The sequence below is a fragment of the Microcoleus sp. AT3-D2 genome (assembly GCF_036705715.1).
Lineage (GTDB): Bacteria > Cyanobacteriota > Cyanobacteriia > Cyanobacteriales > Microcoleaceae > Microcoleus.
This window is the reverse complement of the sequence record NZ_JAUBVE010000063.1, coordinates 1-13273: the sequence shown is the minus strand read 5'-3', so window position 1 is coordinate 13273 and position 13273 is coordinate 1. Positions and strand designations below refer to the sequence as shown.

The 13273-nt window shown below is 45.8% G+C and carries 13 protein-coding genes and 1 pseudogene; 7 read left to right on the top strand and 7 right to left on the bottom strand.

What is annotated here, in order from left to right:
- Positions 1–5 precede the first annotated feature (5 nt).
- A pseudogene (locus tag QUB44_RS22435) lies at positions 6–95 on the top strand (IS5/IS1182 family transposase); the annotation flags it as partial.
- Between the two features lie 231 nt (positions 96–326).
- Here QUB44_RS22435 and QUB44_RS22430 read toward each other — a convergent pair.
- The 3 genes from QUB44_RS22430 to QUB44_RS22420 all read right to left on the bottom strand — a co-directional run bounded on the left by QUB44_RS22430 (position 327) and on the right by QUB44_RS22420 (position 4895).
- A complete protein-coding gene (locus tag QUB44_RS22430; protein ID WP_242725377.1) occupies positions 327–578 on the bottom strand; it encodes a TIGR02450 family Trp-rich protein in 252 nt (83 codons plus the stop codon).
- Positions 579–1336: 758 nt separating this feature from the next.
- On the bottom strand, positions 1337–1561 hold the full coding sequence (locus QUB44_RS22425; RefSeq protein WP_333042394.1) for a hypothetical protein: 225 nt from the start codon (positions 1559–1561) through the stop codon (positions 1337–1339).
- 1498 nt (positions 1562–3059) lie between these two features.
- On the bottom strand, positions 3060–4895 hold the full coding sequence (locus tag QUB44_RS22420; protein ID WP_333370889.1) for a caspase family protein: 1836 nt from the start codon (positions 4893–4895) through the stop codon (positions 3060–3062).
- Between the two features lie 282 nt (positions 4896–5177).
- Here QUB44_RS22420 and QUB44_RS22415 point away from each other — a divergent pair, with 282 nt between their 5' ends.
- The 5 genes from QUB44_RS22415 (at position 5178) to QUB44_RS22395 (ending at position 9013) form a co-directional block, all read left to right on the top strand.
- The gene (locus tag QUB44_RS22415) at positions 5178–5879 is read left to right on the top strand and encodes a V4R domain-containing protein (RefSeq protein ID WP_333370887.1); all 702 of its coding nucleotides are present in this window, start codon (positions 5178–5180) and stop codon (positions 5877–5879) included.
- Positions 5880–5973: 94 nt separating this feature from the next.
- A complete protein-coding gene (locus QUB44_RS22410; protein WP_333370885.1) occupies positions 5974–6240 on the top strand; it encodes a hypothetical protein in 267 nt (88 codons plus the stop codon).
- Between the two features lie 169 nt (positions 6241–6409).
- On the top strand, positions 6410–6880 hold the full coding sequence (locus QUB44_RS22405) for a phycobilisome protein (RefSeq protein WP_333370884.1): 471 nt from the start codon (positions 6410–6412) through the stop codon (positions 6878–6880).
- 64 nt (positions 6881–6944) lie between these two features.
- Positions 6945–7607, top strand: a complete 663-nt coding sequence (locus QUB44_RS22400; RefSeq protein ID WP_333370882.1) for a V4R domain-containing protein — start codon at positions 6945–6947, stop codon at positions 7605–7607.
- A 239-nt stretch (positions 7608–7846) separates the two neighbouring features.
- Complete coding sequence (locus QUB44_RS22395) at positions 7847–9013, top strand: pentapeptide repeat-containing protein (protein ID WP_333370879.1); 1167 nt, start codon at positions 7847–7849, stop codon at positions 9011–9013.
- 17 nt (positions 9014–9030) lie between these two features.
- Here QUB44_RS22395 and QUB44_RS22390 read toward each other — a convergent pair whose 3' ends face one another.
- From QUB44_RS22390 to QUB44_RS22380, 3 genes are all read right to left on the bottom strand, one after another.
- Entirely contained in the window at positions 9031–9501 is a 471-nt protein-coding gene (locus QUB44_RS22390) for a phycobilisome protein (RefSeq protein ID WP_333211712.1), read from the bottom strand.
- A 38-nt stretch (positions 9502–9539) separates the two neighbouring features.
- Positions 9540–10022 carry a 2Fe-2S iron-sulfur cluster-binding protein gene (locus QUB44_RS22385; protein WP_006635922.1) on the bottom strand — a complete coding sequence of 161 codons (483 nt, stop codon included), beginning with the start codon at positions 10020–10022 and terminating at the stop codon, positions 9540–9542.
- Positions 10023–10149: 127 nt separating this feature from the next.
- A complete protein-coding gene (locus QUB44_RS22380; protein ID WP_333370876.1) occupies positions 10150–10332 on the bottom strand; it encodes a hypothetical protein in 183 nt (60 codons plus the stop codon).
- Between the two features lie 192 nt (positions 10333–10524).
- Between QUB44_RS22380 and QUB44_RS22375 the strand changes: the two genes are divergently transcribed.
- Positions 10525–12459, top strand: coding sequence for a serine/threonine-protein kinase (locus QUB44_RS22375; protein ID WP_333165943.1), 1935 nt, complete (start codon positions 10525–10527; stop codon positions 12457–12459).
- Between the two features lie 481 nt (positions 12460–12940).
- On the opposite strand, the gene QUB44_RS22370 is transcribed toward QUB44_RS22375, so the two are convergent.
- On the bottom strand, positions 12941–13273 hold a 333-nt coding region (locus QUB44_RS22370; RefSeq protein WP_333370874.1), incomplete at its 5' end, for a hypothetical protein.

The following is a 13273-nucleotide window of genomic DNA, read 5'->3' as shown; positions in this document are numbered from 1 at the left end:
TCAATCTCAATCAGTACCGAGCGATCGCAACGCGCTACGACAAACGCGCTGCAAACTTTTTAGGTGCAATTTATCTGGCCGGTTCTGTCATTTAGCTTAATTTAGGACACGCCCTAGAGGAAAAAAGGAAACTACCCTACAAAACGCATTAAATTGAGTTGCGATCGCCGTACTTAATGTTTTGTTACATACTTATGATTTTTCCCACCAATGTCTTGGTAAAATATTTTTCAAAACCGGGAAAGTCTCACTCCCTATTGGTTTGGATCGGAACGATAGCAGCAGGCGGCGGAAGTTCCCCTCAATCTACCCCACAGCCCTGTCTTTTAGTCGGCAGTTTCTAGTTCCTCTAATTCTTGCGTAGACTGCCATCCAGCTTGCCAGAGCGATCGGTCTTTGAGCTGTGCGGCGTTCAGCCAAAAACGCACATTTGGATCACAAGCCGCCACCATTTCTGCAAATACCCATTTACCTTCGTTTTTTCGGTTGACCACTTGAAAGTGTCGCCACCCCCAAGTTTTTTGGTGTGAAGTCCATCGGGAACCAACTAAATAAGGAAATTTTTGTTTTTTGCTCACAGTATTTTTGTGGAAAAATATATTAGAAAGCAAGTGAATTGTAATATAGCCATCCTAAATCCCTTGTGTAATTCTTGTAGGGGCAAACCCCCCGTGGTTGCCCCCATGAGGCAGGGTAGGCAAAGAAAGGTACTATCCCCTACATCTTTGTACGACTCCTGCAAGGATTGCTATAACTCGTTCTGTTTGATGATATTAATTCCCTATTAAAGCTCGTCCAATCCTCTCCCCTCTCCCCTTCTCTCGAACATACCAGATAATATAGAGCCGCTGCTGCTTACATGAGAGTTCACCTAAACTCTATCTGCAAGTAGATGCGTTTATTTTAACTTGCAACAGTTTCGCATCGGGAGTCAAAAGTAAGGGCAGTTCAATGACTGCCCCTGTAATTAGTTATACCTATTGAATAGGATAATTTTTCAGGCGATCCACAAATAGCAAATTTATCCAGTACGAGCTAAATCGTGAATCTCAAATCTAAAAGCAAATAACCCAGGTTATAGTTGTGCACAATAATCCCTTCTGTGAAACTTACTCAAATCTACTTTTAGAGCAGGTTTGACGTTCACTTCCTGTTTCTACCAAGGCGGTCGGCCGCTTCTTGTCCGCAGGCGTGTTTTCGAACCCAACTTTCCCTACAAACATTTTTTCAATCTTAATCGTGTTTCATTGATCCTGTACAGCTCAATAAAAACGCACTTTTAGGTAAGATTGACTAATTTCTTTGATTCTGTCGCTACCTCTTGATTACTTCCCTGTTAAGGCTTTTGGCCTGATAAGTCCAGAGGAAGTTGGGGAAGCCGGAGGCGAACCGCATTTGTTTGCAGCCAGAGAGTGATAGCGTGCTTCCGTTGCGGAGTCACGTACTCTCCCGGTCGGATCACGCCAGCACAGACGCCGATGTTTTTCATAAGGGTTTCTCGCTCCGATGAACTTGCACCCTGTAGCAACCTGACTTGGGCTTTGATAAAATCCACGTTCATAGCTGAAACTAAAAGTAAGTAAAGAACTCAGTTAAATAGCGATGCTTTGCTTCCGATTGTAACTCTAAAACCACTTGGTATGAATCAAATTGATTCAACATCCCCAGGATGGGGATCGGCGCGTCTAGAGCTAGCCAACTTTATTTACTTTATCTGTTTTTGCTAGCAAAAGTGTCACTATGCTAGCAGTTTTGGCAGAATTATTTATAGTTAAGAACTGTTACAAATTTGGCTCGATTTCCACAATAAGGCAGAGTTTAGTGCTAACGCTACTTTCCTGAACTCAAAAAGTTCAGGATTGTCTCCAACTCCTTGCCTTCCTAGGTTTTACACTCCCCGATTGGGAAGCGATCGCTCGGGGAACATTCCTCTTCGATCGCCCCTCTTAACACCCGGACACTGCCACATCACCCTATTGATTTAGATCGTCCCGTAGACTTGGCTGTGGACTATAACTTCAGGCATACGTGTTGTTACCGGGGCTACAATAAGCGAGCAAGTTTTTATTCTTGTTTCTCAAGGAAATATTTTTTGGATTTTCTTGCAAAGCTATTATTTGTGTTAATTAAGGCAGCTTTGTGATCTCCTGGTCAAGGAAGACTCGCAGCTTGTGAATCTAGATATTTTGTCCTGTGTGGCGCTGAATCTGTTTCCTGAATTCATTGGGGGCGATCGCTCGTCCGCGAGAATTGCCAGTAACGGATCATTTTGTATAATTCATAACATATCTGTCACTGCTAAGAATTTAAAAACAGCACAAGTTTAAACAGTCTTCCATCAGTTGATCGCTCCTAATAGCCCACAAAGAGGCATAAAAAAAATCAACTCTGCATCCCCGATTTTTTAAGGCGATTTTGCCTTAGCTATTTTCCTTAGATAGCAATTTGATATAGCCCTATTTGCTGGTCACTAAAGTTAAAATTAACTATAAATTAAGCTGATAACCCTAGGTGATAAAATACATAAATTAACTTTTTTAAGCACCCATCAAAATTAAGTAATTTAAAACTCTTTCCTCATCAACCAATATATATTTACAGCCATCCTTATTGTGAAAAAATATTTTTTGACGTTGGAGGCGTCGGTTTAGGCAACTCTGGACGTAAATTAAAGATATTAATTAATCGGCGTTGCACAATTTGAGGATTATTGTAATGAGTAGGGGTTAGGCGTCCCGCCTGCTTTGAAAATACACGCCTTCAGGCTCATGAGCTCATAACAAAAAAAATCCAAATCATTCCACTATTATGCAGCCCCAATTAACCAGCCCATACGATATCTTTCACTCTACAAAAACGAACCGGCTAGGCAGCAAGCATAAAAAATCCCCTCGCGCAGAAGCTGGGGAGGGGAAATGTTGAATAAAATTATTGGTTTTAAATTATCGATGTGTAGATCTTTTTTTGCAGCATCAAGAGGTATCGAGCGATCTATCGATCTACTTCGGCCAGTCGCTAAGATAATTTCCCGGTGGGAAACCGAGAAATTATCAACTAAATCAACCTTTTTTCTGCTGGCGTTGGAGCTTAGTTTTCCAATTGGCGATCTCCTTCTGAGCCGGCTGATAACTCTTAGTACCAGACGGCACCAGCGAAGCAGCTTCAACTGCCTCTTTCAGCTTTCCTTGAGAGCCGCGCAACTGAGCAATTTTGAGAATACTTTCGCTCCACTCTCCAATTAACTGTTGAGCTTCTTCATACTTCGGCTGACCGGGCTCAATTTTATTAGCTTGCTGGATGCCTTTACTGTAAGAAGAGGCAACCCCCCGTTTAATTTGACCCTTAGCAGCCGATAGCAAAGCAGCATTTACATCCTGGTCTTTGGATAGCTCCTCCCACTGAGCGATCGCCTGTTTCGACTGATTGTAAACAGGCTTATTGACATCCGGCATCAATTTAGCCGCGCCGATCGCCCCCTGGAAATCGCCTCGAGCAGCCCGCCCGTTAGCTATATCCAAAATCGTTAAACTCCAGCGCTCAATATCCTGCTGAGCCTGCGGGTAGAGCGGATCGCTAGCCGGAATCGTTCGAGCCTTAACCACCGCTCTATTAAAACTAGAAGCCGAACCATCCTTGAGGAACGTTTTCGCCTCAGCCCACACCTGCTGGCTGGATGGTGGCTGCTTGGTTCCAGTCCTTGCTTGCACAGCCCGCGGCTGGCTCTGCGACCCCCCAGTACCAGTAGATTGTTGAGATCCAGAGTTTTGGGCATTTTCAGCAGGCGATCGAGGATCTCCTTCCTGCTGACCAATAAAAATTGATCTGTTCGTCACAAAAACACCCAACAGCAGCACCAAAGCCGTAGCTGAACTCCATAAAACTAGCTGCTGCAAAAATGACTTATCCGACCCCCCGTTATGCTCATCCTCCGGCTTTTGCAAGTTCGGTCGATCGCCTCCCCCATCAGCAGGGACCACGGCCTTCGGCTGCGACACAGGCGGCATCTCAACCGACGAATCCTGAGCGTTGCGAACTGCCGGAGGCAGATCCATTCGAGCCGTAGCCGTCGCCATTTGCGGGCGATCGAACCCATCAGCCGTACCAACCGCCATATTGCCGTTGCGTCCTGCCAACGCAGCAGTTGGTACCCCTGAAGCATCCGGCAAAATCACCAAATTAGCCTTTCCTGGAGGATTCACCACCATCAAAGGTTCTTGTTTCGGACGCAAATGGTGGTCACACAGCTCCGGCAGTCGATCGCTCAAAAAACGGTCTAAACCCTTAATGGTCATGCACTGTCCCGATCGCAGCCCCTCCAAAAGCGCCGTCGTAAAAAACCCTTGACGCAAAGCCGAAGTTTCGCGGGAAACTTGATTCGGGCGGCAAGAAAGCACCGTCGGGATTTCCAGTTCCCGCGCCAGCTCGACCGTTTGAGAGCCGATCGTTTCCCCCGCTTTCACAATCTGGCTGCGATTCATATCAACCAGCACCAACACCGTTTCCGTAGGAGCGTTTTTCAGAGTATTCAACAGCAACTCTACCGGAATCCCCGTACCCTGAATGTCAGCCGGATTACCGTCAACCGGCATCAAATAATCCTTACCTTCATAACTGACACCGTAGCCGCTAAAAAAACACCAGAGTAAATCTCCCTGTTGCACATGTTCCGCGCATAGGCTTTGGGTCAATCTCAGAATATTTTCCCGATTTGGATATGTAGATTGACCCCACAGCGACGGCGAGCTATCGGTCATCAGCAGACATCCATCCGGCGCAAAACCCGCCTCCTCAGTCAAAAAACCGTACAGGGCCTCTGCATCCTCTTGGGCATAACTCAAAGGCTGGAGTAACTGATATTGATTGATGCCTATTGCAATACAAGCGTGATTTTTCATCCCCATATGCCCTATATATATAGTGGACAGCTTGCACAAAACGATAACACATAGCCGTTTAAGGTTATACCCACTTTCGCTAGCATTCAGAGAGCAGTTGTCCGCAGGCAGAACTCCCAACAAGCCCCCAAATTTAGCATCTTAGAATTTTTAATTTTTATATTTTAGTAAAAAATTATACCCTGTGCCTGCCTTTAGAAAAATAAAGTTAAATTGGATACACAGGCCCGTCTATTTGAGTCTAATTTTCACCAAACTAAACCAAAAAGGAATAACCCGCCAATGGTCTCTACCGCCAAAAAAGAAATCTCCCCCCACAGCGAATCGCCACTGAAGCGAAAGCATCCTAAAACTCACAGCCACTATAGGTTTCAGGATTTTTTTGCCTTTGATCGCCAGATGGGTACAATTGACGACTGGAATCAATCGCGCAACATTTTTACCAGCGAAGACTTCATTATCGGTTTGGTGGAGGGACTCGAAGAAGAAGTCGGCCCTGCGTCATCTGTCATCATGTATACTATTGGTTGCCAGTGGGGACTCCAAGATTCCGAATTTTTTCAAAAATGGTTTAGTGCCGAATACAGCCAGAACATTCGCCAGTCAAATCTCATGTTTCTGCTAGAAACTTGGTGGTGGCCTTTCACAGCTCAAGGTTGGGGTCGCTGGGAAGTGGACATGAGCGATCGCAAACACGGCTGCATCTTCATCAACCTATTTGACTCAGCAGTTGCTCGCACTTTGGGCGACGTAGGCAAACCGGTTTGTCACCTATACGCAGGTTTGTTCGCCGGTTTCTTCGGCTCTTTAGTCAAAAAGCCTCTGAGCTGCATAGAACTCCAATGTTACTCAATGGGAGAAACCTATTGCAAGTTCCTGCTCGGCAACCCAGATAAAATTGATGCAGCAGCATTCTGGCTCAACGAAGGTGCCAACGCCCGCGATATTCAAAATCGACTGCAACACGGTGAAATATTGCGGTAAACAACCTGGAAAGGCACATCCCCTGCCCTGCCTTTCCTCCCACCAATTTCGCGATCGAAAGTGCGATGGTGGATTTCTCCAGGCAGGAAGAAAGATGAAAAGTCAAACTTCATGGTTGGGCCAATCCGTCCAAGAATTCTTTGGTCACTATAATTGGCTGGGAAAATCTTTAGCAACCCCAACTGGCTCGACCCCCGGTCAACTTCTGAGTTTAACCCAGCCAGTAGCAGACTTTTTTCAAGCTATTTCTTGGGAAGGAATTCCGGAAGTAGGTGCCCTACCCCTACCCCCACCCTTGCCAGTAATTTCTATTTCTGAACAAGCAGAAGTCACCATTGATGACCTATTTGACCTATTTTAATCTGTGTAGGGAATGGAAAATAAAAATAGGGGAATTCCTCATTCATCTTCTTTCACCCCTCTTTCCTCCTCCCTCAAAATCCATTAGTTAAATCCGTTAAATCCCGTGCATTGCTCTTTGCCGAAATTCCTTCCTTTTATCAATTACCGATTACCACTTAATTAAAATCATGCACCCTGAGATTGAGGCGCTGCTGGATCAGGCAGAAAACCGCTTTTTAAAAGGCGAAGAACTCATAGCTTTTAAGCGTCAAGCTGTAACCCTTGTCCAGCGCTTAAAAATTTACGAATTTTTGCGAGAGAAGGAAGCAAGCATCTTCCAACCAGTAGCCAACAAGGTACAAGAAACGTTCCCCGACGAAAAACAAGAAACCTTAGAACGATCGCTTAAACACTGGGTGTTAGTCTTGCGGTACTGCGCTATGGCTATGCTGCTGAACGATAAAAATTTTCTCGAACAGCGCCTTGTAGACTGGCTTTCCGGCATAGTCGCAGCCCACCAAACTCAAAAAATCGAAGCCACTGTTTGCAATCTGCTGCAAACTCGTTTAAAAGAATTGCTTTCCGAGCAAGCCCGGGCTATATTGCAACCATTTTTCGACCAAGCACATTCAATTATTATTGACCAAGGTAATAAATAATCTGCTTTCTTCCTAATTTCCAACTTCCTATTTCCAATTCCCGATTCGCAATTCCCAATTTCCGATGATTAATATTGCCGACTTACTCAAACAGCCCCGACTCCCTGGAAACTACTTTGCTAGCGATGCCTACGTCCGAGGCGACCTCGAACTCGGTCTCCTCGAAAATCGCCGGGGTGATCGACTCTTAGCACTCCCAGAAACACTAATTCAAGCCATTTATATCGGCTTAGAACAAGAAACAGGTCAAGCCTCCCGCCTCGTGCTTTTCAACTGCGGTCGCTGGTGGGGTAAAAACTTCTACGTGCGTTTTTGTGAAGAAGTCAGCGAATACTACGGTCAGCCAGTTTCTGAAATGGAAATGGTAGAATTTATTCAGTCCTTACAGCAGTGTTGGAAAACTCATGGATGGGGAACATTTGAGCTTGATCCTACCTATTCCGAACATGGATTTTTAATAGTAAAAATTGCTAACTCTCTTTTTGCTAAAACAGCTCCCAAGTCTAAGCGACCAGCCTGTTTTTTAGAAGCAGGTATTTTAAGTGCGTTCTTTAGTCAGCTTACGGGTCGAGAACTTCACTGCCTGCAAACATCCTGCGAATCATTGGGTTCGGACTGCAACCGCTTTATTTTAGGGTTGCGCGATCGCCTCCAACCTGCCGATTCTATGGTCGAAGAAGGAAAAGACCATGAAGCTATTCTCAGTCAACTTTTCCCAAAAAACTGACTTTTTTGACAGCTATTAGTTTGTTAATAGCTGTCAAATTGATTGTGTTGCACCCATATTATCCACCGTATCATCAAAACTGTGAGTTAAATTATAAAAGAGCTCCTAAGTCAAAAAATCAGGTTTTAGCAATCTAAATAATACCTGATTATAACTAGCAGCTAGAAAATTCATAACTTACTTTAGAAATTCATAAAATTTAAAAGCAATCAAAACCTCAAACATTTTGCTAGAACTTAATGGACGCCAATGAACTTCTAACTCGATATGCAGCCGGCGAAAGAGATTTTAGACTGGCAAATCTGCGCGGCATTGTGTTGAGTCCGATCGATTTATACCGTTCCAGCGATGCCCCAACTCTAATTTTGGCAAACCTCAACCAACACCAGCAACGACCCTACTTAATCGGTGCTAACCTCAGCGGGGCAGACCTCACCAAAGCCCATCTGAGCCGAGCCAATCTCAGCAAAGCTGACCTCAGCGGAGCCAATCTCACCGGCGCCAACCTCATGGCAGCAAGTCTGAGTGGAGCCAATCTCATCGAAGCCAATCTTACCGGCGCCAACCTAGCCGGATCTCATCTGAATTGGGCAAACCTGACCGGAGCAATTCTTCCCAATGCTAATCTCATAGGTGCAGATATGAGCGCGGCTAACCTCACCAAAGCCGTTCTCACTGAGGCCAATCTCAGTAAAGCCTATCTGATTAAAGCCAATCTCAACGGAGCAAACTTCAAAGATGCTTACTTAAGTCTAGCGAGTCTGAAAGAGGCAGACTTGACCGAAGCACAGCTCACCGGAGCCGAATTATCCAAAGCCAACCTAGCCGGAGCCAACTTAACTCGTGCTAACCTCAGTAAAGCCAACCTGTTGAAAGCTAATCTCAGGCGAGCTAACCTCACTCAAGCCTATTTAAACGGCGCGTGCTTGATCGGATCAGACCTTAGCGAAGCTTGCTTGGATAGAGCCAATTTGTGCAAAGCAGACCTCAGCAAAACCTATCTGAGAAACATTACTTTGAATGGCAGCCACTTAAGCGGTATTAACCTCAGCGGAGCCGATCTGGGCGGTGTAGACTTGAGCCGCAAACTTTTAACTGGAATTAATATGGCAGAGGCATTGTTGAACGAAGCCAACTTGAGCGGTGCTTATCTGATGGAAGCTAATTTGAGCGGGGCAAACCTCAGCAAAGCCAACTTGAGTCTAGCCTACCTGCTCAATGCCGACCTTTCTAATTCTTGCCTGCATGAAATTAACTTGACCAAAGCTAACCTGAGTAAAGCCAACTTGCAGAAAGCTGACTTGACAGGAGCCAACCTCCGGGGAGCCATTCTCACTGAGGCGGATTTGACGGGAGCGAAGTTGATTGGAGCCACTCTTCCTAACGGCACAGTTTATCGGCGTTAACTCGTCAACTCCCTTGATTATTTGCCGAGTAAAGTGCGGTTGATGTCCAGAATCGGAAAAAATAGGTTTCTTTCTTCCACTGTGAGATATTGTTTGAGAACCTTTTTCATCACATCGTAAGTCACGGTCGCACTATTTCTAACTTGAACAGCCCCTAAAATAGTTTGCAACCAAAGTAGTAGCCGATCGCGCAATCGTTCCGTATCATTAATCAACAGTGCTGCCGCCGAATGCCTCAACACCCGCACAATATCTCCACGGCACTTTTCAGTCATATCGTTAGCCCCCCGCCGAAATAAACCAGGGTCTAGAGAGAGCATTTGTGCTTCCACTTGCCGCATAATTTCTGTTTCAGAGGCTTGAATTTTTTTATAAGCACTCATCCGGTGATTCAAAGACTGAAAGTAGTCTTTCAAAAATTGGAGTTCTTCTGCACTGGCGTAGCGTCCGTCTGCTTCCATGCTCAAACGCGCAAGTTGGCTCAACATAGATTTTTCTCTACTACTAAAATACAAACATATCAGTTTTAAGCTTCTTTAGTGCGAACTAAATACTGTCCTACTTGAAAGCGGGTTTCATTAAGCTGTGTCACGATAGAACGAGTAATTAACTTTCCTGATTCTACAACTACTTGACCCGTAATTGGGTGTAATAAATCTTGCTGGGCCCGGCGGCCGATCAGAGCTTCGACATTTTCAATAGCATTAATGTACATCCCCGCAGGCAACTGTACAACCACACCCTCGCCCATAATTTGAGCCTGACAAGCAAGTCGCGAATTGGCTTTAGCCGTAGTAATGACTTCCAACGTCCTTCTCTCGCGGCGGTTCATGTCCGACAAGCCTTCCATGCCTTCTTTAATGTAAACATGGCAGGTAGCGCACATTCCCCGCCCCCCGCATTCCTTGAGAACGTCTAAGTCTTTGGAAAGTAAGGCAGACAAAATATTTGATCGGGTTTCGACTGCTATTTCCTCCGCAATTGGATCTAGTTTAATAATTTTAACCATATTGATGTTTGCTCCTGTCAACTTCAGTATTTAGCAAGTTACGATCAACTTATTCAAAGCGCAAAAAAATTTGGCTAATACTCAAAAAGGTTAAGATGCCTTGACGACAGCATCGGCTTCTGGCTCTCTAACCCCTATGACATAACCGCACTTCTGTTTTGGTCATATCGCTGTTCCCTCGCCCCGATTCCCCAGCTTCGCCTTGAAAAGCTAAAACCTTAGATACTTTCTGGATGGCATTGAAAAAACAGCAATAGTCGCGATCGACTAAAATAGCAGCCACAGGTAGTTTCCGATCAGGTAGCGGCATCCGGCAAGATTGATAGTGATTCCGAAGCTCCAGGATTTTAGTAGGTGCGACTGTGCGATCGCTCTCAAAGAGGCTGAGAATGAACCTGAGATAACATAGGCTGTACCTGGCGAGGGATTCAAAAATTTGAATTTTTGTCAGAATTATTTACATATTTTAATACTAGCTCAAGCTTTTTCTATAATTAGACCGATGCAACATTCTAAGTACCGTATTTTAGGGCTAGTCGGACAAGGACAATTTGGTCGAGTCTTTTGTGCCAGCGTTCGAGAAGCTCCCGCCCAGGACTCCCGCCTCACCAGCCAACTGGTTGCTCTCAAAGAACTTAGTCATCAAAAAGCCCCAACTAGCGAATTCTTGCGAGAGCTGTGGTTTCTGATCACCTTGCAGCACCCGAACATTGTTACCTGCCGAGCTCTAGAACACACAGCTACAGGGAGGTACTTGGTTATGGACTACTGCGAGGGAGGAACCCTCCGCAACCTGCTCAAACAAGAGCGCCCCTTGCGTCTGCTTGAAGGTTTGCAGCTAGTCATGGAAGTTTTAGCAGGCTTAGACTACGCCCACCGGCGAGGCGTAGTTCACTGCGACATCAAACCCGAAAATATCCTCCTCACTTTAGGGGCAAAAGGTTGGTCGCCCCGACTGTCTGACTTTGGCATCGCGCGTCGGCTGCCAGAAATTGGTACCACTCGCCTCCACCAAGAACTTTCTCCCGACGCTACCGTAGGTTCCCCCGCTTACATGGCCCCTGAGCGGTTTTACGGTCTTTTTTCCCCGATGTCAGATATATATGCAGTAGGCATTCTGCTGTTTGAATTGCTAATGGGCTACCGCCCTTTCGGGGGAACCCCCGGAGACTTGAGGTGGGCGCACCTGAATCAACGCTTGCAATTTCCCGACGCCATCCCCGAACCTTTGCAAGCAATAGTTAAAAAATCTTTAGAAAAGCTGCCAGCCCGCCGTTTTGCCAGTGCTTCCCAAATGGCCCAAGCTCTGCGACTGATCATGTATGACCCCGCTGTTAGGCAATTGGGCGACTGCATTATTCCTTGGGAAAATCCCACAAGTGGTGATAAAAGTCTGAAGTCGGAAACTGAGTCTTTGCTAGAAGTTGAAGAGGAAAAAGCATCACTGTCGGCGATTAATTTACTTGGGACTGTCCGCTATGCGCTTTCGCACCCCAAGCCACTGATACTTCCAGCACCGTTGACCGCTTTAATTGCCACTGAAACATATCTCTATGCTGCTGTAGGTACAGAGGTAAAGGTTTGGTCTCAGCCGGGAAAACAGCTAGTTACAGGAGAAATATCTACTTCTATTTCATTAATGCCGGAAATCGTGCGGGGCATTTTACCTGTTTCCCACGGCTGCTGCGTTCTCACTCCGCAAAAACTTTACTGGCTCAACGATCGCTCTTGGGAACCTCAGTGCCTGCTGGATATGGGTTTTAGGCAAGGCCCAGATGCTTTAAAAGCTGCTATTGACTCTCACGGTAACTGGTTGACAGTAGCGGTGCCTGGCGAACTGCGTTTTTATTCTTTAGCGGGAAACAGCACTGCGGGCGATCGGGAAAAAGCCCTGAAGCTGATCGCTACTGTGCCTTTACCAGAACACTATTTACCAGAATTAATTTTTTTGGATCGGCGACACGTCTTAGCAATTTGGCCGGACAACGAACCAAAAAATCCCCAAACTATTTTTAGAGTTTACACTCGCCGCGGCACGCCGGTGGGTTCTGTGCGGTTGTCTGCCAGCGTCGGACAGATCCTATTGACACCTGAGCCTTATACTTTGCTGGGAATTCCCCAAGGTGGTAAAGCGGCGGTGCTGTTGATGAAATTGTGGCCGCTCAAGGTAGCGCGAATTCCCCTTGAAAGTTTGCCCGTGTCTGCTTGTGTGGCTAATTGGGGATGGGTATTGGCCGATTTTGGGGGGCAGATAGAAGTGTTAAACAGTCAAGGGATTCAAGTAGGGAATTTTAGCAGTCCTGCCTCACCCCGGGCGATCGCTCCTTGGGGGGATAGAGGTTTGGTGATTGCTGTCAATACTGAGGAAGAGAGTCAGTTGCACTTTTTAGATGTAGATGTTGAAGAGACCAACTCGCGCTCGATCATCAAGGGCTGATAGCTGGCGTAACTAAAGGAGTTTCGGGGCGTAATTCAGGATAGTGTATTTGCGGGCGATCGATTTTTCGGAGTTTGATCTGGGTTAGAGTACGGTGTCGTGTCAACTTCTGGATTTTGAATCAGAGGAATTGTTAAGGGCGATCGGCTCAATCTGAGACCCAAACCTCCCTCAGTAAAGTCCCAGAAATGCAGACACCACTTACATATATATGACTCATGCACCAGCCTGCTTCTGTCATCCTAACCCCATGATGCAGCTTCACACCTTACACTCTAACTTTGCCTTACCTCTACTCTAAGTAAGCCCCATCATCCTATTGAACCAGTGAGTCCTTATACCCATGCGCGGGAAATAGTCTGCCCCAAAGCCGTCTTTTCGTCAAAAAAAAGACCCCATAGTTAAAAGAGGAGTCAGCCAGCGGAGGTCGGAGCCGGTCATAAGTCTCGAAACCCTTACAGTGTATAGCTTTCAAAAAACCTCAAAAATATTTCCCCAAAAAGCTTGACAACTCTGGGGAGAGTTGATACATTAATAAAGCGCCAGAAGAGAAGCGGTTCACTGAACCACGAACTAAAGGCAAAAAACTGAACCTAGAAAAAAGAATAGTTTGAAAGCTTAAAGCACTATTAACCTCGTCAAAAAAATCAAGATAGAGAGTAAAAGCGAGAGCTGAACTCAATATCGCAAACAACGAGAAAAAAGTCAAGGGAAAAAAACCAGCCTTCAGGGCTAGCGTGGAAAGAACTTGACTAAAGCCAAAAAAAACAATCCAACACGGAGAGTTTGATCCTGGCTCAGGATGAACGCTGGC